A 20,216-nucleotide genomic window follows, 5' to 3' on the forward strand; every position below is an offset into this window, starting at 1 on the left:
GGTGTTGATCATTATGACCAGCCCTTCAGAAACGACTCCGAAAAAACCAAAACCACTTGCACTCTCCCCTTCGCGCGCCGGGGACTACCAACAATGTCCACTGCTTTACCGTTTCCGTGCTATTGATAGGCTGCCTGAGCCTAAAACTGTGGCACAGGTGAAGGGAACCTTGGTGCACGCAGTGTTGGAGCATATGCATAAGCTGCCCCGCGAGGACCGCCAATATCCGGCAATGGTGAAGCAGCTAAAGCCCACCTGGTCTCAGATGTGCCAAGAGGATGCAGAGCTAGAAGAACTCGTTCCCGCAGAGCAATTAAATGATTTTTTGGTGGAATGCCGCTCTTTGCTGCGGGGCTATTTTGAGATGGAAAATCCGCAGGGTTTTGATGCGACCGAGTGTGAAATGTACGTAGATACAGTACTTCCCAATGGTGTGCCGGTACGCGGATTTATTGACCGGGTGGACACTGCTCCAACTGGTGAAGTGCGAGTTGTCGACTATAAGACCGGCAAAAAGCCCAAACCACAATGGAGCCAGCAGGCTCAATTCCAAATGCTCTTTTATGCCTTGGTGTACTGGCGACTTTTTGATTCCATTCCAGCCCAGCTGCGCCTGATGTATTTGAAGGTTAATGATTCCATGTTCCTTAGCCCTTCCAAGGAACAACTGGAGTTTTTTGAGCGTGATTTAGCTGAGCTCTGGGCCAAAATTGAGATGGACGGCAAAGCCGGACACTTTAGGACCAAAACCTCGAAGTTGTGTGGCTGGTGTCCACATCAGGCTTTGTGTCCTGAATTTGGTGGAGTGCCACCGGAATACCCTGGTTGGCCTGGCAGCACTGCCGATTAAGAGGGGGGTATTCCAATTTGCGAGGGTGAAAAATAAGGCTATTCTTAAGTAGAACCTTTTTCAATTGAATTTTTGATAAGTTTTAGCCATATTACTAAATGAATTCCCCGAAAGGATTTTTTCGTGGACACCCCGCAGCACCCTGGTGAGATTTTGCACCAGCAATTTATGGAACCCCGCGGAATCAGCACCTACGCATTAGCCAAGTCTTTACATGTCGCAGAATCCAGCATCACCAATGTAGTAAATGGACAACGGCCTATAAGCCTGGAACTTGCCAAGAAATTGGAAAGGGCTTTTGGCTTAAGTGCTCAAGATTGGTTGGCTTTACAGCATAATTTTGAGCAATCACAGCGACTTTCTGCATAAAAGAGTGGCGCCTGGCCTTGAGGAAAAATTCTTAAAGCCAGGCGCCACCAGTTTTTCGTCGAAAAGCACTCTTTTAATGCTTGTGGGTTAACCAGTAAAATACGCCAGCAACCAGCACCAATGCAGCCAAGACGCTGTACATCACGCTATAACCAGTCGCGGTAACCAAAATGCCCAAGAGAATTGGGCCGAGGCCAATACCAAGATCCATAAATAGGAAAAGCGTGGAGATGCCAGAGCCCACCTGATGGCTGGGCACATTGCTGACCGCCACTGCCTGAGCTGCAGGCATCAGCGTGCCATATCCCAAACCGGTAAAAACGCCGGCGAGCACCACATGCCAATTTTCGCCTGCAAAAGCCATAATCGTCAGCGCGATCGCAAAGTTTGCCAGGCCAAAAAACATCACCGGATTAGCGCCGTGTTTATCCTGCACCTTGCCCAAGAATGAACGCATAATCAACATCGCAACTGCATAAGCAATAAAGAAGAGTCCCGCTCCGGTGCTAAGGCCACGTTCCTGCGCAAAACCGTTGATATAGGTAATAATGCCGGCATATGCCAGGCCAATCATGAGCATAAAGCAACCAATAGTCACCACATCTGGGTGCAACACAGACTTCAAGGACCATGCAACCTTAGGGCGATCCTCTTCAGCAGCGCGCAAATGCGCGGGCTTTTTCAAGAAAAAAGCCAGAACCAGGCCGGTACCGCTAGCAGCCACAGTCACCCAAAACAGGGCGTTATAACTAAAACTATCGACGACAAACAGTGCCAATGCTGGTCCAACAGCAGTAGCAAGAGTTGATCCCAGAGCGAAATAACCAGTTCCCTCTGCCCTACGTCCAGCAGGAATAACCGATTGCACCAGTGCCATGACGGCAGTTGAAGCCATGGAATAAGACAAACCGTGAATCAAACGGACCACAATCAGTGCAGTCAGTGAGTTAGCCGGAATATAAAACAATGCCGCGAAGGTGCCGAGGGCGACAAAACCGATAAGAATCTGCTTTTTGCCAAAACGGTCAGCTGCCCATCCGGCAAAAAGACGAGACACCGTTGCACCAATAACAAAGGCACTGGCAGCAAATCCACCAGCGGCCTCAGAAACGGAAAATTGTTGCATGGCATAAAGCGCCATGACGGTAATCAAAAAATAAAAGCAAAGGTACTGCGAAAGGTTAACCAACCAACCCAAAACGAAGGCTGGAGTAAATAAAGGGGCTTGTGCACTACTGTTTAGACCAGGCGCCGCGGCTGTGGGTGTTGCCACCAAATGACTCCTATTCAACTATGAGATTTTGTCTCCACGATATATGATGAAAACTTTAAACAAGCTTGACTTTTGTATTATACAAATGGCTGTTTATGAATACACATTCAGCCCGTAGAAAATTTTTTAAAGAAGGAAAATCGTGACTGACGCAGTACCGGAAAATACCTTTGCCCAAATTGCTTATGAGCAAATGTTAAATTCCAGGTATGCCTTACAAAATCACCCAGCGCATAGATTTTCTGCCGGTTTAGATCGCAGCGCGACTGTTCTTTTGGCACGATTGTCCGTCGCAGAACCCATGACCATTGCGGAGCTTGCCGAGGCTTTTGGCTTAGATATCTCCACTATTCACCGTCAGGTGGCTGCTGCTATTAAAGCGGGACTAATTGAGCGAATCGACGATCCAGCCGGTGGACAAGCTAAAAAGCATCAACCAACCGCCGAAGGCAGTCGCCTCTTGGCTGCAGAATTTGCCTACCGCGAAGCCACCACCCGTGAAATCATGCAAGGCTGGTCCGAGGAAGATACTGCCGACTACCTCCGCTTGGTGGAAAAATTTAATCGCGGAATTGAACATCTCCGTAATCAGCCTTGGCCACGCTAAAGGTTTTTGCCCTTTGCGATAGCAAAAGGAGCTCTCCCCTATTTTTGGGGGCGAGCTCCTTTTTGATCTTTGATTTATGAAACGGTGAATCTATGAGCCTTTATGGCTCAAGGTAGAGCTTGCCGCGGAAAATTGGGTGCATCAGGTTTTCCTTGGACAGCACGGTATCAAGGGTTTTTTCATCCATGAGTTTTCTTTCTAGCACGAGCTCGCGTACAGATCGGCCGGTTAGAGCTGCCTCTTTACCAATTTCATCTCCAATATCATGGCCCAGGAATGGGTTGAGGTAGGTGATGATTCCGATGGAGTTGTCTACATAGGCACGGCATACCTCTGGGTTTGCGGTGATACCCACAACACACTTTTCACGCAGAGTCTTTGCTGCATTGCCCAAAATGCGCAGGGACTGGAAGAGTGATTCACCGATGACTGGCTCCATAACGTTGAGCTGCAGCTGGCCAGCTTCAGCTGCCATGGTGACAGTGAGGTCATTGCCAAAAACTTTAAAGCAGACTTGGTTAACTACCTCAGGAATAACTGGGTTGACCTTTGCCGGCATGATGGAAGAACCAGCCTGACGTGGTGGCAAGTTGATCTCATTAAGACCAGCGCGTGGGCCAGAAGAAAGCAAGCGCAAATCATTACAGATCTTGGACAGCTTCATTGCTGCACGCTTTACCGCAGAGTGAGCGAGCACATAAGCTCCGGTATCAGACGTAGCCTCAATAAGGTCACGAGCGGACTTGATCTCTAGACCGGTGACCTCTGACAAGGCTGCGGTGACCTGGTGGCGATAACCCGCAGGGGTGTTCACGCCAGTTCCAATTGCGGTTGCACCAAGGTTGATCTCGAGCAAGCGATCAGCTGCAGAGCGCAGTACAGATTGCTCTTCAGCGAGGTTGTGAGCAAAGGCTTGGAATTCCTCACCTAAGCTCATTGGAACAGCATCTTGCAGCTGGGTGCGACCCATCTTGATGATGTCTACAAACTCATTGCCCTTTTCACGGAAAGCAACCTGAAGCTGTTCAATCTCACCAATGAGGGTTTGAATGCCGGCATACACACCAAGACGGAAGCCGGTTGGATAAGCATCATTAGTGGATTGGGACATATTGACATCATCCATGGGGTGCAAGATGTCATAGCGGCCTTTTTCATAGCCCAGGAATTCCAATGCCAGGTTTGCGATAACTTCATTGGTGTTCATGTTGAGGCTGGTGCCAGCACCGCCCTGGAAAACGTCAATTGGGAATTGGTCCATGCATCGACCTCCCACCAAAACCTGGTCACAGGCCCACACAATTGCTTCTGCTTTTTCAGCAGGCAGAGTGTGCAGGCGACGGTTGGCCAAAGCTGCAGCCTTCTTCACCTGCACCATGCCCCGAATGAAATCAGGAACGTGATTGATGGTGGTGCGAGAAATTTGGAAGTTATCTACTGCGCGCAGGGTGTGCACACCGTAGTATGCTTCACCTGGAACTTGGAGCTCTCCGAGGAGGTCAGACTCAACGCGGAATTTGGGCTTTGCAGCTGGGGTTGCGCTTTGTTTTTCTGAACTCTTAGCTGCAGGTGCTTGATCCTTTTTGGTAGCTGGGGTTGCGCTATCCGCTGAAACTTCCGATTTTGGTGTTTCGGAAGCCTTGTTGCTGGTCTTTGACATGAAAATGCCTCTCACAAGTAGGTGCTGAAAATCACGATTGTGTTTTCATAATCCTACGGACTTATGAGAGGCGAGGTGGCGAACCTAGTCCCTCAAATGGGGCTAGGTATCAAAATTAGATGCGGGCGATGCGGATTTCAGAAGCCAAAATAGCCTCTGCACCAATGCCAGCCAACTTATCCATGATGGAGTTAGCAGAACGGCGTGGAACCATTGCACGAACTGCAACCCAATTATCGCGAGCCAATGGAGAAACCGTGGGGCCGGAAAGACCTGGGGTCACAGCAGTGGCTGCAGCAAGATTGTCACGATCAACGTTGTAATCAAGCATGAGGAAATTCTGTGCGTGCAAAATGCCCTGGATACGACGGAGCAAAATCTGCTGCTCGGGGGTGACTTTTTCATTGCGGCGACCCACAATAACAGCCTCGGAGGTGCACAGTGGCTCACCAAAAGGCTCTAGGCCTTGTTGACGCAGGGTGCGACCGGTAGAAACAACGTCGGCGATGGCATCTGCCACACCCAACTTGATGGAAACCTCTACTGCTCCATCAAGACGCAACACGTCAGCGGTGATTCCGCGAGCAGCGAGGTGGTCACGCACCAAGTTAGGGTACGAGGTTGCAATACGCTTGCCATCAAGCTTTTCGACGGTCCACTCTTCGCCTGCTGGAGCGGCATAGCGGAAGGTGGAGGATCCAAAACCAAGAGACAAAACTTCATGCACGTCGGCGCGAGAATCCTTAGCTAGATCACGACCGGTAATACCGAGATCTAGCTGGCCACCCGCGACGTAAATAGCGATGTCTTTAGGACGCAGGAAGAAAAACTCAACCTTATTAGCCTCATCCAAGACGTTTAGGGACTTTGCGTCACCACGACCGGCATAACCTGCCTCGGAAAGGATTTCCATGGCGCGCTCGGATAAAGATCCCTTGTTAGGGACTGCAATTTTCAACATGATTGCTTAAATCTCCTACAGATTCTTGTAGATGTCTTCGGGCTTGAGGCCACGGGCAACCATGATGACCTGGGTCCAATAAATAAGCTGGGAGATTTCTCCTGCTAGCTCTTCATCGGTTTCATACTCGGCTGCGATCCAGACTTCTCCGGCTTCTTCGATGACCTTCTTGCCCACATGATGGATGCCCTTGTCCAAGGCAGCAACAGTTCCAGATCCCTCAGGGCGAGTCTGGGCGCGGTTAAGAAGTTCTTCATACAGCGAGTCAAATGTCTTCACTCGGTACATTCTTCCACATCACATCTGTGAATGCGCCTTCGGGGGAGCGATAAATTCGCTCCCCTACTTTTGATTGACTTAGGAGTTCACCTTGGCAGCACGAATTTCTGCAAACCACTGCTGCACCATCTCTGCATTAACTCCCTCAAAGGAGTTAGAACTATGAAGGTCCCGCAGTGCTACCACGCCTGCAGGTGGCTCCACATCTTCTGGATGCAGGCCAATAACGGTACAACCTGCTGCAATAGCGCCAGTCATGCCATTAAAAGAATCTTCAAAAACTAAGCATTCAGCTGGCTCAAAACCAACCCGGCGCGCTGCTTCCAGGTACATATCGGGGGCAGGTTTTGGCGAAGCTACTTCATCGCCGGTGATGGAATCGACAAAAAATTCTGTGCCCACTGCAGCAATTGAGCGATCAGCAAGTTCACGCTCGGTATTGGTGGTGACAACCATTGGCATATTTTGGGCTTTGAATTCCCGCAAGAGGTCCGTGACCCCGGGATTGGGCTCGAGGGTTTCGTCGAAAAGCTCATTAACCCGGGCGAACATCGCAGCGCGGTAGCGCTCGTAGTCGGCGGCTGAGACCTCGATGCCTGCGTGCTCCGCGCACAGGCGGATGGTGCGTGGCAGGCTCGAGCCCACAGTGAGCTCTCGGAGCTCAGGGGTGAGGCGGCGCCCCATGGATTCGCTGAGCTCGTAGGTTGCAATCCCCCACTGTGGCTCAGAGTCCACCATTGTTCCATCCATATCCCAGAAAATCGCCTTGATCATGCCGTCAACCTTAATGACATCTAAGCAAAGTGCAACGTTGTGGGTAAATGAACTTAAACGTTGAAGTACTTTGCTTCTGGGTGATAGAGCACAAAGGCGTCCGTCGATTGCTCTGGGTGAAGCTGCAATTCCTCAGACAAGGTGACACCAATGCGTTCTGGTTCCAGCAATTCCACCAGCTTGGCGCGATCTTCCAGGTCCGGGCAGGAGCCATAACCAAAGGAGAATCGTGCGCCTCGGTAATCCAGGTCAAAGAATTTCTTCTTATCATCTGGATCATCGTCCCCGGCGGTGCGGCCATCGCTGAGTTTTAGTTCGCTGCGGATACGTGAGTGCCAGTATTCGGCCAGTGCTTCAGTGAGCTGCACGCCCACTCCGTGAACCTCAAGGTACTCGCGGTATTCATTAGCCTCAAAGAGCTGATTGGCAAATTGAGCAATGGGATCGCCCATGGTGACCAATTGGAATGGGAAAACATCTACTTGGCCGTCTTTGATGGCCTGTTCACGAGGGCGGATGAAGTCTGCGATACACAGGAAGCGACCGCGCTGCTGGCGTGGGAATTTAAAGCGCATGCGAACTGGAGCATCTGGTTCTGGGGATTCCAAGATGAGAATCTCATCGCCTTCTGCCACAGCTGGGAAATAGCCATAAACCAGCGCAACGTGGTCCAAAATTCCCTCGGACTTCAGGCGATCCAGCCAGTAGCGCAAACGCGGGCGACCTTCAGTTTCCACCAGGTCTTCATAGGTAGGACCTTCTGCACCGCGGGTGGCTTTAAGTCCCCACTGGCCCATAAAGAGTGCGCGCTCATCCAGGTTTCCGAGGTACTCAGCTAGTGGCAGACCCTTAATAATGCGGGTTCCCCAGAATGGTGGCGCAGCAATGGGAGTCTCGAGGGAAACATCGGAACGTTCTGGCACTACAACAGGCTCAGCGTTGGCTTTACGTTCAGCTGCGATCCTGCGTGAGCGCTCATTTCGAGCCTTACGCTCCGCTTTCTTTTCAGCGGCTGCAATTGCTTCTGGGGAAGTCGGATCAATACCTCCTCCTCTCTTTTCTGCCATGATTTCATCCATGAGACGCAAGCCTTCAAAGGCGTCGCGGGCATAGTAAACATCGCCTTGATAAACCTCAGAGAGGTCATTTTCCACGTAGGTGCGAGTTAGTGCCGCACCACCAAGAATGACGGGATAGTCTGCGGCTTGAGCATTGTTGAGCTCTTGGAGGTTTTCTTTCATCACCACAGTGGACTTCACCAAAAGTCCAGACATACCGATAGCATCTGCGCGGTGGGTGCGCGCTGCTTCCAACATGGCAGATAGTGGCTGCTTAATGCCTAAGTTCACCACGTCATAGCCATTGTTGGACAAGATGATGTCCACCAAGTTCTTGCCGATGTCATGCACATCGCCCTTAACGGTGGCCAAAACAATACGGCCCTTACCATCGGATTTTTCTTCACCGTTGGCTGCAGCTTCCTCTTCCATAAAAGGCTCAAGATAAGCCACGGCAGCCTTCATGGTTTCCGCAGATTGCAGCACAAAAGGCAGCTGCATTTGGCCAGAACCAAATAGCTCGCCCACGGTCTTCATACCGTTGAGTAGGTCTTCATTGATGATTGCCAATGGAGACTTTTCCTTCATACCTGCTTCCAGGTCCTCATGCAGGCCCTTTTTGTCACCGTCGATAATGCGCTGAGATAGGCGCTCAAATAGTGGCATGGCAGCGAGTTGTTCTGCGCGAGCGTCTTTGGCGTCGGCGGCAGAAACACCTTCAAAAAGCTGCATAAATTCCTGGAGCGGATCATAACCTTCGCGTCGACGGTCATAAACCATGTCCAAAGCAACTTCGCGCTGGCGCTCGTCGATGCGGTTCATCGGCAAAATCTTGGAGCTGTGCGCAATTGCAGAATCTAGACCTGCCTGAATGCACTCATGCAGGAATACCGAGTTCAGCACCTGGCGTGCTGCTGGGTTAAGACCAAAGGAAATATTGGAGAGGCCAAGGGTGGTGTGGATATCTGGATAACGCTTCTTAAGCTCCCGAATCGCTTCAATGGTCTCGATACCATCGCGCCGGGTTTCTTCTTGACCGGTTGAGATTGGGAAGGTGAGGCAGTCCACCACAATGTCATTGATGCCAAGGCCATAGTTGGTGGTGATGTCTTCGATCAGCCTTTCCGCAATGCGGATTTTGTGTTCAGCAGTTCGTGCTTGGCCTTCTTCATCAATGGTCAAGGCAACTACTGCAGCACCATGCTGCTTCACCATTGCCATGATGCGACGATAACGAGATTCAGGTCCGTCACCATCTTCAAAGTTGACGGAGTTAACGATGCTACGGCCCCCCAGGTGTTCCAGGCCTGTTCGGATGACTTCCGGTTCAGTGGAGTCAATCATGATGGGCAAAGTAGAGCTAGTTGCCAAAAGTGATGCTAGCTGCGCCATATCAGCTGTGCCGTCACGTCCGACATAGTCCACACAAAGATCCAGCATGTGTGCACCGTCGCGGGTTTGCTGTTTTGCAATATCAACGCACTTTTCCCAGTCGCCCGCAAGCAATGCCTCGCGGAAGGCTTTGGAACCATTGGAGTTGGTGCGCTCACCGATCATGGAGATACCGGTTTCTTGGCTCAATGGCACGGAGGTATAAAGCGATGCTACCGCGTCTTCGACCTCAATGGTGCGCTCACCGCGAGCAACTGGTCCTTCCGGAACCTCGTGCAGGGAGTTGCTCTCAGTTTCGGGCACACCAACAACAGCGTCGCGAACAGCACGGATGTGTTCAGGGGTGGTACCACAGCAGCCACCAACCATGGACAAGCCGTATTCAGTTACAAAGCCAGCTAGTGCCTTAGCTAATTCTTCAGCCCCAAGCGGATATTCAGCACCGTTTTTACCTAATACTGGCAAGCCTGCGTTAGGCATAACAGAAACAGGAATATCTGCATGCTTGGATAGGTAACGCAGGTGTTCACTCATCTCATCTGGGCCGGTGGCACAGTTGAGGCCGATCATGTCAATGCCCAATGGCTGTAGTGCAGTTAATGCTGCACCGATCTCTGAGCCCATGAGCATGGTGCCGGTGGTTTCCACGGTGACGTGGCAAATAATTGGCAGGTAGGTGTCTAGTTCTACCATTGCTTCTTGGACGCCATGTACTGCGGCTTTAACCTGCAGCAAGTCCTGTGCGGTCTCAATAAGGAAGGCATCTCCGCCACCTTCAATGATTCCCAAGGCTGCTTCCTTGTAGTGGCCCTTGAGATCTGCATAAGGTGCATGTCCCAGGGAAGGCAATTTGGTGCCAGGTCCCAGGGAACCCACTACAAAGCGACGCATGCCATTGCGGCCTGGCCCCATTTCATCGGCTACTTCACGAGCGACGGCAGTACCTTTATAGGCAAGTTCACGGCAGCGATCTGCGATGTCATAATCTGCCAGGTTGGGCAGGTTACATCCAAAGGTATTGGTTTCTACGAGGTCAGCACCGGCCTCAAAATACGCGCGGTGGATTTGCCTCAGCACATCTGGACGAGTGTGGTTAAGGATTTCATTGCAACCCTCAAGGTTGAGAAAGTCGCTTTCAACATCAAGGTCAAAACCTTGCAATTGGGTGCCCATGGCACCGTCGCCGATCAAAACATGATTCTTTAGGGCTTCGAGAAATTCAGAGTTCGAAGGCGCAGTTGAGACTGGGGTAAAGGCTGAAGTAGACATTGGATAGACAGCTTAGTACGGATTGCTCATTTCCTTTAGTTTTTGGGCAATTTAACTCGCCCTCACCCCGATCACAACCCCTCAACCAGGACAGTGCTAACAGCAGAGTCATGGGCAATTGATCAAAAGCCTGCACACTCCCCCGAATCCATGCAGAGTTATTAAGCTGCACCTAAAAGCTCAACATCTCAGTTTTCCTGCATTGTGAAAGGCTAAACCACCATGTCCGACTCCACTCCTGCTGCTGATCCTGCAAAAACTCCAGGAATGTCTCCAGCGGCGATTCTCAAAGGCACCGGCAAATCATGGGCAGAGTGGCTTGAACTTTTGGATAAGGCACAAGGCACAACCATGACTCACACTGAACTTGCAGCATATATTGCCAAAAACTTCGAGGTCAGTGGCTGGTGGGCGCAAGGCATTGCCATTGGCTATGAATATGACCGCGGTATGCGAGATCGTGGCATGACCAGTGATGGTTATGCCACAAATGCCTCCAAGACATTCAATATTCCAGTCTCAACCTTGTGGCAGTTTTTTGCCGATGACCAGCTGCGATCCCAGTGGCTAGAACCGGACCTTTTAAGCCCCACCTCAGCTACAGAGCCCAAAACCTTTAACGCCAAATGGAATGCCGATAATTCGCGAATCAGCGTGAATTTCCAGGCCAAAGGCGAAAATAAAAGCAGTTTTGGTTTGCAGCATCGCCGGCTGCCAAGCCAGGAGCACATTGCACCCACCAAAGCGATGTGGAAATCCAAAATTGCCGTGTTGGCGGAGCTCATCAAAAACAGTGCTGGCTAAGTGCATCTGCGCATAAAAAAATGCGTTCCTGCAAGCCACTCGAAGCAGTTAGCAGGAACGCATTTTTAGTTTATTTACTCAAATTCAGGGAAAGCTTCCTCGGAGAGGTCGCTTGCACCGGTGAGCTTGGCGGCGTCAAACATCAGTTGGGAAATTTCTTCTTTTTCCTCTGGTTCAACCACTGCACCATGGTGCTTGGTGTTAAATTTTTCCAGCTCATCAAGGGTATTTTGGGCGATGGAGTTTACTGCATCAAGTTCTGGAGCTTCACCGACATTATCAAGTGAATCCAGGTAACTTTCCAAAATCTTGCGAAGATCTGGCAAGACCTTTGCATCAAAAGGCTCGTCCCAGAAATCTTTTTCATCATCTTTGAGGTAAGAACCAGTAGCAAATTCTTCGAGGGTGGAGATGAACTCATCAACTGAAGGCTGGAAAGTGGCGCGAATGCTCATAGCTGTTATTGTTCCTGAATTCTCTTAGAGGCGCACGCCAAGGAGTGCGTCAACGGCGGCTGCAATGATTTTTCCAGCCCCGGACCAATCTTGATTTTCGTCAATTTTATCGTCGTGAGCTGCAGTTACTTGTTCAGCCCAGGCATCAATTTCAGCCAAGGCCGCAGGCGTATCTAGATCATTAGAAAGATGAAAACGCAGCTTTTCGACGGTTGCCACTGCGACTCCCGCACGTTGTGCGGTACGTACAGCCTTGCGCCACAGAGCTAGGCGCTGCTCTGCAGCGCTGAGTACTTCATTGCTCCAGTCGCGGTTGCCACGATAATGGCTGGCATATACACCCAAACGGATTGCGGCTGGTTCATGGCCAGCTGCGGTGAGTCGTGAAACAAATTCCAGGTTGCCCAAAGATTTGGACATCTTCACGCCATCCTTAGAGATCATGCCAGCGTGCACATAGTGCTTGGCCATACGCTCAACACCATGTGCGGCCTCAGCGTGTGCTGCAGAAAACTCATGGTGCGGGAAGATCAGGTCAGAGCCGCCACCTTGAATATCAAAGGTGTGTCCCAAACGGTTGGTGGCAATTGCCGAACATTCAATGTGCCAACCAGGGCGTCCTGGACCAAAAGGTGAATCCCAGCTGGGCTCACCCTCACGAGCTGCACGCCATAAGAGTGCATCAAGTGGGTTGCGCTTGCCCGGACGCTGTGGATCTCCACCACGTTCTGCAAAAAGCTCTTCCATGGTGGCGCGATCATAATTGGATTCATAGCCAAAGTTCTCGGTGGCATTTACAGATGCGTAGACGTCTGGGAATTCAGCGTCATCAACCACATAGGCTGCACCCTCATCAAGCAAGGACTGCACCATCTCGATGACCTCGTCAACGGATTCAATCGCGCCAATATAATCCTGTGGCGGAATGATGCCGAGGGCCGTCATATCACTACGGAAAAGATCAATTTGGCTGCTGCCCAATTCGCGCCAGTCAACACCATCACGAGCTGCTCTTTCAAACAGTGGATCATCCACATCAGTGATGTTTTGAACATAATGAACCTGCTGGTCATTGTCCAAAAGCACGCGGTAAATCAAATCAAATGCGAGGTAGGTGGCAGCGTGACCCAAGTGGGTGGAGTCATAGGGAGTAATGCCACAGACATACATTCCTACGGGGTCTCCAGAGCCACTGGGTGGAGTTTCAACCGGGCGCACCTCCTGATTAGCGGTATCAAATAACCTCAAGGGCACTGGTGTGCCGTCTAGAGCAGGGATTTCAGGGGTGGGCCAAGATTGCATGGAGTTAACTCTATCTTCTTTCCGAGACTATTTCCGTGACAAGTGATTAGAAAGGCGCTTTAAATGCATAAACACTTAAAGCGCCACATCTCACTGCATCGTCCAACCTTTAAGACGTAGGCAATATTCCACTCTACAAAAGTTGATACAGCAATTATAAAAATTCTTAAGGGGTGAGGTACCCCAATGCCAGGAGCAACATAACGAGCAGACCAGCTGGAATGCGATAAGCAGCAAACCAGCTAAAGGAGTTATTAGCCACAAACTTCATCAACCATGCAATGGAAATATAACCCACCACAAAGGCCACCAAGGTACCTACTGTTAACTGCATTCCGGTTGCTGCTTGACCAGCCTGTGGAGCAAAAGCATCGGGCAATGAGTACAAGCCAGATCCAAGGACGGCGGGAATAGCCAGCAAGAAGGAGAACTTCGCTGCAACTTCGCGGTTAAGTCCCAAGAACAAACCTGCGGAAATGGTGCCGCCGGAACGAGAAACACCAGGGATCAAGGCCAAGCACTGTGCCAAGCCCATGACGATGGCATCTTTCATATTGAGCTCTTCATATCCGCGGTCTTTTTTGCCCATCTTCTCCGCCAAAATAAAGACGAAGGAGAATAGGACGAGCACAGTGGCGGTAATCCACATATTGCGCAGAGATTCTCGAATAAGGTCCTTGCCCAAAACGCCTAGGACCACAACAGGGATGGTGCCGACGATAATCATCCAGCCCATCTTGTATTCGCGGCCACGCTTTTCTTTATTAAGCAGACCTGCGATCCAGCCAGTGATAATTTGCCAGATTTCCTTGGCAAAAAACACCAGAACCGCTGCTTCAGTACCTAGCTGAATAACAGCGGTAAAAGAAGCACCGGCATCGGCACCCCAGAATAATTCTGAGATGATGCGAAGGTGACCACTCGAGCTGATGGGTAGGAATTCAGTGAGGCCTTGGATTATCGACAAGACAATTGTCTGAACCCAGCCCATACTTTCTGGCGTTGCAGGCTCCACTGCGGAAGCGAGAAGATTTATCTGTTCGTTCACCCGATCTACCGTACTATTATCTGCCGTCAGTAGTGTGGTTGGCGTGAAACAGCGCATGGTGGGATCAAGTGGCCTAAGGGTCTCCCGACTTGGTTTGGGAACCTCAACCTGGGGGTCGGGAACTGACCTTCAGGAAGCCGGGGATATCTTTAATTCCTTTATTACAGCTGGGGGGACGTTGATTGACGTCAGCCCTACCTATACTTCTGGCACCGCGGAATCGATGTTGGGGACTATTTTGCAGTCTCATGGGCATCGTTCCGAGGTCGTTATTTCCTCCAGTGCCGGTGTTAACCCTGCGTTGCCAATCGGCCGCCGCGTTGACTGTTCGCGTCGCAATCTTATTGCCCAGTTAGATGTCACCCTCGAAGCGCTGGGAACCGATTATTTAGATTTGTGGTCGGTGGGCTATTGGGATGAGGGAACTCCACCGCATGAGGTGGCCGATACCTTGGATTTTGCCGTTCGTACTGGTCGAGTGCGTTATGCCGGAGTGCGAGGTTATGCCGGGTGGCAACTAGCCGTAACCCATGCTGCGTCCAATCATGCTGCAGCTTCAGCACGTCCGATTGTGGTTGCACAAAATGAATATAGTTTGCTGGTGCGCCGCGCTGAGGAGGAATTATTGCCGGCCACCCAGCATTTGGGCGTGGGCTTTTTTGCCGGCGCTCCCCTGGGCCAAGGTGTATTAACGGCGAAGTATCGTTCGGAAATTCCGCAGGATTCTCGTGCTGCCTCTTCCGGCCGAGATGCTGAGGTGCAGGGTTATTTGGATTTGCGTTCCACCAAAATTGTGGAGGCTTTGGATACTGCCGCGACGGGTTTGGGGATTAGCCCAGCTGTGACAGCTACCACCTGGGTTCGCGATCGCCCGGGAGTCACAGCGGTTATTGTCGGTGCTCGTACCTCAGCACAACTGGCTCAACTGCTGAAAGCAGAGGACGTTACCTTGCCTGCGCCCATTACCCAGGCTTTGGATGATGTCTCCCTGTAACTTGGTATGTCTGGGTTGCCTGGTAACCTGAACAATTGTGAATATGCGCCGTCAATCCCGTGTTTACCGTCGACTTTCTGCCACTGCATTGCTGGCATCAGCTGGACTCTTAATCAGCTCTTGTTCCCAGCCAGTAGCGGATACTCCAGACATGGGTAAGGCAACTCCTTTCGCTTCCCCAGTATCAGAAAACCCCGATGGCAAGGTTATTGCGCTGCCTGCGGGCCAAGATGAGGTTATTGATATGGAGGTCGCCACCGGCGACATCCTGGGTCTGCGCACCGCGCAGACTTTAAGCATCGGTACGGTTACCCAAATTGAAAAGGGTGAGGCCCAGCAACTTGACGTCGATAAGCAATGTGGTGATCTGACTGCAACGGGTGACACTTTCCTGCTGCCTTGCGCGGATGGGGTCTATTTTATTGATGCGGCGCAGCCGAATCTGGATAATTTACATGCCACGGAAACTCCAGTCACTGTTGCAGCCTTGACTACTGATGGTGAGCTGTTGGTCGGCAATGACCAGGACGCTTCCTTGACGATTTATCGCGAGGGTGAGGATCCAGAAACCTTTAAGGTTGATGCTCCAAATACCCAGCTCATCGCCGTTCCGGTTAATGAACGCCACGATGCGGTAGTGCGTACCTGGAATGAAAACACCACCATCCAAGATATTGATTATCCCAATGACAAAATGGGTGCCACCCTGCGTGTTGGCCTTGGCGTTGGACAAATGGCTGGTGGCGAGGATGGATTGCTGGTGGTTTCAGATGAAATCGGCGGCCAAATTGCCATCTACAACGCCGATGATGTCATCCGTTTGCAAATGACCGCCCCCGTTGATGATCACCCATGGGCAGTTGCCTGGGATTCCACCAATGCTTTGGCGTGGATCACTTCCCTCGCTGAAAATTCCCTGGTTGGATACAAGATTTCCGCGGGTGTGCCAGAAGAACAGCAGCGTTTTAGCACCGTCTCCGATGCCCAAAACATTGTTGTGCTTAGCGACGCCACCCTGGTTGCAGCCTCCGCTACCGGCGCGGGCCTGCAGGTTATCAACACTCAAGCTTCATAAATAAGGACTAAAAACAATGAGCAAGCCCACCACAGCCCGCCGCCTTCGCCAAGTTGCCTATGACGCCAGCTTGAAAGCCATGTTCAAAATCCGCCCTGAACGCATCCACGGAATCATCAACAATGGCCTTGGCATTGTACATTCTGTAGCTCCGCTAAACCGTGGCATGGAAAAGTTCATCGCCGTGCACGATGACGTGCTTTCCCAAGAAGTTTTTGGCATCACCTTCCCACGCCCACTGGGTCTAGCTGCAGGTTTTGATAAGAATGCCTCCATGGCCGATGCCTGGGGCGCCGTTGGATTTGGTTATGCAGAACTTGGAACTGTTACCGCTTCCCCACAGCCTGGCAATCCCACCCCTCGCCTTTTCCGTTTGCCAGCCGATAAGGCAATTTTGAACCGCATGGGCTTTAACAACCTGGGCGCTGCAGAGGTGGCAACCAACCTGCGCAATAGGAAGTCCCAGGATGTCATTGGCATCAACATTGGCAAAACCAAGGTTGTTCCTGCCGATGAAGCTGTAGACGATTACCGCCGCTCTGCGTCCCTACTTGGTGACCTGGCTGACTACCTGGTGGTTAACGTCTCTTCCCCCAACACCCCAGGTTTGCGTGATCTCCAAGCCGTCGAGTCCCTGCGCCCCATTCTGGCTGCAGTGCAGGAATCCACCACTGTTCCTGTCTTGGTAAAGATTGCCCCTGATCTTTCCGATGAAGATATCGATGCCGTTGCTGACTTGGCTGTGGAATTGCAGCTAGCGGGCATCGTGGCCACCAACACCACTATCTCCCGCGAAGGACTAAAAACCCCAGCAGCGGAGGTTCAGGCCATGGCTGCAGGTGGAATCTCTGGTGCTCCAGTAGCTGCCCGCTCTTTGGAAGTGCTCAAGCGACTTTATGCACGCGTGGGCGATGAGATGGTGCTTATTTCTGTCGGTGGCATTAGTACACCTGAACAGGCCTGGGAGCGCATTACCTCGGGAGCTACCCTGCTGCAGGGTTACACTCCTTTCATTTATGGTGGCCCCGATTGGATTCGCGATATTCACCTCGGCATTGCCCAGCAGATTAAGGCGCATGGCCTTCGCAATATCACTGAGGCAATTGGCAGTGGCTTGGCTTGGAAGAACTAGCGGTGTTTTAGCCCGAACATATTAAAAGCACTACTCCTTATTTGGAGTAGTGCTTTTGTTTTTGGAACTGCTTTAGCTGGACTGCTTTTGCCGGACTGCTTTAGTTGGACTTGGGGATCTGGGAACGGCGAATAACCAAACCACAAATCAAGGCCGCCACGCCCCACGCGCTGAGCCAGAACTGCTCCACTACATAAAGCTCTGTGGTGGGCAACAAACGGCTTGCAATCACCATCAAAACCGCAATGCTCAAAGAAATAATCTGAGCTTTTGAACTCGGTTCATACTTACTGGTGGTGGCGAAGGCACCCAAGATAATAGCTGCACACAAAATAAGCAGGAATCCCGGAGTGACCACAAAAGGCTGCAAAAGGCCTGAAGTAAATAGCTCAATGGCAGCAAACACCAGAAGAACTAGCCCCAACGCCATAAAAGCACCGCCAACGCGAATACCAGTGGGAATTTTACGCCAGGTAGCTCGATCATCGAGGTTGCTGATATTTTTGAGAAATTTACCTTTTGCTGCACTCATAATGTGAGTTAGCCTACTAGTTCTCGTACCATCCCCACACAATAGAACGCCCAAGAGTATGGAAATAGAGGTTGAAACCAAGGACAGTGGGGGTAGCACTGGGGTCAATTTCCAACTTTTCTACGTCCAAGGCGTGGACTGCAAAGAGATAACGGTGTGGTCCATGGCCCTGTGGTGGCTCTGCGCCATAGTACCCACGCTTGCCGGAATCACCTTTCAACGTAACTACGCCCTCAATACCACCTAGGGTCTCATCACCTGCGCCGGTAGGGATTTCAGAAACGGTGGCTGGAATATTAAAAACAGCCCAGTGCCAAAATCCCGCAGCAGTTGGCGCGTCAGGATCAAAGCAGGTAATTGCTAAGGATTTGGTGCCGGCTGGGAGATCAGACCAGGCTAACTGGGGTGATACGTCATTTCCGCCCAGCTGTGGACTCTTAAGCTTTTCGCCATCGGAAAAATCTGTGGAGCTCAAAGGGAAGCTAGGGTGCTCGCCCAGGGGCGCATAGGGGTCGGGGCCAGGAAACTTGGGATCTAGGTAGTTAGTCATGCCATCGTTTCTACCTGACTTTTTCCGTGTGCGCCGTCACATTCCAAAATCATTTAGTTTAGAAAGTATCCAAGTCACACCAATGTAAGTTCTGCGGGCTTTGGCGACAGCTCTGCAATCCCGCTTTTAAGGAATTGACCTGCAGATTTGTAAACATTCGAGGCTTCGGGCTATTGTTTATCTCGTGCAAAGGGCAATACGCCCCTAAACACACACCCAGCCCGGGTGGCGGAATGGCAGACGCGCTAGCTTGAGGTGCTAGTGTCCTATTAACGGACGTGGGGGTTCAAGTCCCCCTCCGGGCACACTGTGTTGAGACAGTACCCAAAGCCCTGGTCTTACAGGTCAGGGCTTTACCTTATGCCTTTGAGTTAATTTTTTAACTTAAACACTCACACACCCAGCCCGGGTGGCGGAATGGCAGACGCGCTAGCTTGAGGTGCTAGTGTCCTATTAACGGACGTGGGGGTTCAAGTCCCCCTCCGGGCACAACTTTTAATCTCCGGTACTTTTTGTACCGGAGATTTTTTCGTTTAAGGGCACCGCTGGGTGCCCCATGTTAAACGCTTATCGACGCAACAACCAGCAACACAAAACCAACCAAAAATCCCAGTCCAGCCTCTTTATTAGTATGGTGCGCCAACTTAATGCGAGACCACCACACCAGTGGTGTTGCAGCTACCGCCAAAAACCACCACGACGACAGACTGATGGCCAAAAATCCATAAACACATACCCATAGTCCCACATGTACAGACAGTTTTATGCCAATCACCTTGGTTATAAAGGCATAGACGGCAATAAAAACTACTGCCGCGGCAAAAATCACCCAGATTTCTCGGGGAGTATCTACCAATGCCAGATAAAGGCATAAGATCCCAAGCAGAACTGCGATGATGAGGAAAACTCGGCTGCGTTGCTGTGCTTTAGTTACGTGATGATCGCTTACTTGCCCGCGACGCTGCATCCACACAATTGCCACCATGGGCAATACACCGCTAAAAAGTGCAGCACCGAGCCCTGCTGGCACCGCATCCAACGCCAACCCCAAGGTTAAGAACAAAACGATATTACTTAGCCATGGGGCACTGATTTCCGTAATAACCTTCGCGATCTGCAATCTTTTATCCAATCTTTACTGCGAAGTCCACCCACCTGGTGTGAGACCTCTAGCTATGGTGGGAAATATGAGTCCCATTATTATTCCAGCCACACCAGCTCACTACCCAAGGATTCTAGACATCTTGGTTGATGCCTTCGCTAAGGATCCAGCGTTTTTAAGAATGATCCCCCAACCAGATCCTGCCAATCATAAGCTGCGCGCGCTTTTCCAATTAGAGATTGAAAAACAGTTTGCTAACTCCGGACACATCGATATAGCCGTGGATGATCGAGGAAATGTTTGTGGTGTTGCGCTCTGGGACTTTTATCAAGGCCGTCCTTCATCCACCGACTTGCTGCCCATACTCCCCGATCTTTTGAGGATCTTTGGCACAGGAACCGCGCAAATAGTTAAAGCCGAAATTCATTCGGCGTCTTTTCACCCACATTTCCCTCACTGGTATCTCTATACGCTGGCAACCCCTGCATCTGCGCGAGGTCAAGGAGTTGGAAGCACACTACTAGAACATGGAATTACTCGCGCGGCGGAATCTGGAATTTATCTAGAGGCCACGACCACAAGAGCAGCTCAGCTTTATCACCGTTTGGGCTTTACTCCCCTGGGCTATATTCCTACCGAGGATGACAGCCAGCCAGAACTAGCCATGTGGAAACCACCCGCAATGCCCCAAGCGTAGAAACCTAGGTGTCTTAATGTCCGGTGGGAATCT

20 protein-coding genes and 2 tRNA genes are annotated in these 20,216 nt (G+C 51.0%); 10 read left to right on the plus strand and 12 right to left on the minus strand.

The window, feature by feature from the left end; translation table 11 throughout:
- Nucleotides 1–13 precede the first annotated feature (13 nt).
- Both H924_RS06955 and H924_RS06960 read left to right on the plus strand, forming a co-directional pair.
- A complete protein-coding gene (locus H924_RS06955) occupies nucleotides 14–850 on the plus strand; it encodes a RecB family exonuclease (RefSeq protein WP_015651252.1) in 837 nt (278 codons plus the stop codon).
- Between the two features lie 123 nt (nucleotides 851–973).
- Complete coding sequence (locus H924_RS06960) at nucleotides 974–1,219, plus strand: HigA family addiction module antitoxin (protein WP_015651253.1); 246 nt, start codon at nucleotides 974–976, stop codon at nucleotides 1,217–1,219.
- A gap of 73 nt (nucleotides 1,220–1,292) precedes the next feature.
- Here the strand turns inward: H924_RS06960 and H924_RS06965 are convergent, their stop codons facing one another.
- Nucleotides 1,293–2,492, minus strand: a complete 1,200-nt coding sequence (locus tag H924_RS06965; RefSeq protein ID WP_015651254.1) for an MFS transporter — start codon at nucleotides 2,490–2,492, stop codon at nucleotides 1,293–1,295.
- Nucleotides 2,493–2,634: 142 nt separating this feature from the next.
- On the opposite strand from H924_RS06965, the gene H924_RS06970 reads away from it, so the two are divergent.
- On the plus strand, nucleotides 2,635–3,099 hold the full coding sequence (locus tag H924_RS06970) for a MarR family winged helix-turn-helix transcriptional regulator (RefSeq protein WP_015651255.1): 465 nt from the start codon (nucleotides 2,635–2,637) through the stop codon (nucleotides 3,097–3,099).
- Nucleotides 3,100–3,199: 100 nt separating this feature from the next.
- Here H924_RS06970 and aspA read toward each other — a convergent pair whose 3' ends face one another.
- From aspA to metH, 5 genes are all read right to left on the minus strand, one after another.
- The gene (gene aspA / locus H924_RS06975; RefSeq protein WP_015651256.1) at nucleotides 3,200–4,759 is read right to left on the minus strand and encodes an aspartate ammonia-lyase; all 1,560 of its coding nucleotides are present in this window, start codon (nucleotides 4,757–4,759) and stop codon (nucleotides 3,200–3,202) included.
- A 115-nt stretch (nucleotides 4,760–4,874) separates the two neighbouring features.
- Nucleotides 4,875–5,720, minus strand: a complete 846-nt coding sequence (gene hisG, locus H924_RS06980) for an ATP phosphoribosyltransferase (protein WP_015651257.1) — start codon at nucleotides 5,718–5,720, stop codon at nucleotides 4,875–4,877.
- 15 nt (nucleotides 5,721–5,735) lie between these two features.
- Nucleotides 5,736–6,008: a phosphoribosyl-ATP diphosphatase gene (locus H924_RS06985; protein WP_211208095.1), complete on the minus strand. Its 273-nt coding sequence runs from the start codon at nucleotides 6,006–6,008 to the stop codon at nucleotides 5,736–5,738.
- Nucleotides 6,009–6,077: 69 nt separating this feature from the next.
- Nucleotides 6,078–6,773, minus strand: a complete 696-nt coding sequence (locus H924_RS06990; protein WP_015651259.1) for an HAD family hydrolase — start codon at nucleotides 6,771–6,773, stop codon at nucleotides 6,078–6,080.
- A gap of 53 nt (nucleotides 6,774–6,826) precedes the next feature.
- Nucleotides 6,827–10,492 carry a methionine synthase gene (metH, locus tag H924_RS06995; RefSeq protein ID WP_015651260.1) on the minus strand — a complete coding sequence of 1,222 codons (3,666 nt, stop codon included), beginning with the start codon at nucleotides 10,490–10,492 and terminating at the stop codon, nucleotides 6,827–6,829.
- 222 nt (nucleotides 10,493–10,714) lie between these two features.
- Between metH and H924_RS07000 the strand changes: the two genes are divergently transcribed.
- The gene (locus tag H924_RS07000; protein ID WP_042392583.1) at nucleotides 10,715–11,296 is read left to right on the plus strand and encodes a hypothetical protein; all 582 of its coding nucleotides are present in this window, start codon (nucleotides 10,715–10,717) and stop codon (nucleotides 11,294–11,296) included.
- A 74-nt stretch (nucleotides 11,297–11,370) separates the two neighbouring features.
- On the opposite strand, the gene H924_RS07005 is transcribed toward H924_RS07000, so the two are convergent.
- The 3 genes from H924_RS07005 to H924_RS07015 form a co-directional block, all read right to left on the minus strand.
- Complete coding sequence (locus H924_RS07005; RefSeq protein ID WP_015651261.1) at nucleotides 11,371–11,751, minus strand: hypothetical protein; 381 nt, start codon at nucleotides 11,749–11,751, stop codon at nucleotides 11,371–11,373.
- Nucleotides 11,752–11,775: 24 nt separating this feature from the next.
- Nucleotides 11,776–13,053, minus strand: a complete 1,278-nt coding sequence (gene mshC / locus H924_RS07010; protein WP_015651262.1) for a cysteine--1-D-myo-inosityl 2-amino-2-deoxy-alpha-D-glucopyranoside ligase — start codon at nucleotides 13,051–13,053, stop codon at nucleotides 11,776–11,778.
- A gap of 166 nt (nucleotides 13,054–13,219) precedes the next feature.
- Nucleotides 13,220–14,044 carry an undecaprenyl-diphosphate phosphatase gene (locus tag H924_RS07015; RefSeq protein WP_015651263.1) on the minus strand — a complete coding sequence of 275 codons (825 nt, stop codon included), beginning with the start codon at nucleotides 14,042–14,044 and terminating at the stop codon, nucleotides 13,220–13,222.
- A 112-nt stretch (nucleotides 14,045–14,156) separates the two neighbouring features.
- On the opposite strand from H924_RS07015, the gene H924_RS07020 reads away from it, so the two are divergent.
- Genes H924_RS07020 through H924_RS07030 form a run of 3 tightly spaced genes read left to right on the plus strand, consistent with a single transcriptional unit; the run spans nucleotide 14,157 to nucleotide 17,302 of the window.
- Nucleotides 14,157–15,095, plus strand: a complete 939-nt coding sequence (locus H924_RS07020; RefSeq protein WP_029703344.1) for an aldo/keto reductase — start codon at nucleotides 14,157–14,159, stop codon at nucleotides 15,093–15,095.
- 43 nt (nucleotides 15,096–15,138) lie between these two features.
- Complete coding sequence (locus H924_RS07025; protein ID WP_245533852.1) at nucleotides 15,139–16,170, plus strand: YncE family protein; 1,032 nt, start codon at nucleotides 15,139–15,141, stop codon at nucleotides 16,168–16,170.
- A 16-nt stretch (nucleotides 16,171–16,186) separates the two neighbouring features.
- The gene (locus H924_RS07030; protein ID WP_015651266.1) at nucleotides 16,187–17,302 is read left to right on the plus strand and encodes a quinone-dependent dihydroorotate dehydrogenase; all 1,116 of its coding nucleotides are present in this window, start codon (nucleotides 16,187–16,189) and stop codon (nucleotides 17,300–17,302) included.
- A 100-nt stretch (nucleotides 17,303–17,402) separates the two neighbouring features.
- Here H924_RS07030 and H924_RS07035 read toward each other — a convergent pair whose 3' ends face one another.
- A complete protein-coding gene (locus H924_RS07035) occupies nucleotides 17,403–17,834 on the minus strand; it encodes a hypothetical protein (RefSeq protein WP_015651267.1) in 432 nt (143 codons plus the stop codon).
- A 16-nt stretch (nucleotides 17,835–17,850) separates the two neighbouring features.
- Complete coding sequence (locus H924_RS07040; RefSeq protein ID WP_015651268.1) at nucleotides 17,851–18,384, minus strand: YbhB/YbcL family Raf kinase inhibitor-like protein; 534 nt, start codon at nucleotides 18,382–18,384, stop codon at nucleotides 17,851–17,853.
- 219 nt (nucleotides 18,385–18,603) lie between these two features.
- On the opposite strand from H924_RS07040, the gene H924_RS07045 reads away from it, so the two are divergent.
- A tRNA-Leu gene (locus H924_RS07045) sits at nucleotides 18,604–18,689 on the plus strand.
- A 98-nt stretch (nucleotides 18,690–18,787) separates the two neighbouring features.
- A tRNA-Leu gene (locus H924_RS07050) sits at nucleotides 18,788–18,873 on the plus strand.
- A 70-nt stretch (nucleotides 18,874–18,943) separates the two neighbouring features.
- Here H924_RS07050 and H924_RS07055 read toward each other — a convergent pair.
- On the minus strand, nucleotides 18,944–19,504 hold the full coding sequence (locus H924_RS07055) for a hypothetical protein (protein WP_015651269.1): 561 nt from the start codon (nucleotides 19,502–19,504) through the stop codon (nucleotides 18,944–18,946).
- 67 nt (nucleotides 19,505–19,571) lie between these two features.
- Between H924_RS07055 and H924_RS07060 the strand changes: the two genes are divergently transcribed.
- A complete protein-coding gene (locus H924_RS07060; protein WP_015651270.1) occupies nucleotides 19,572–20,183 on the plus strand; it encodes a GNAT family N-acetyltransferase in 612 nt (203 codons plus the stop codon).
- Nucleotides 20,184–20,216 lie beyond the last annotated feature (33 nt).

The sequence above is a fragment of the Corynebacterium callunae DSM 20147 genome (genome assembly GCF_000344785.1).
Taxonomy (GTDB): Bacteria; Actinomycetota; Actinomycetes; order Mycobacteriales; family Mycobacteriaceae; genus Corynebacterium; species Corynebacterium callunae.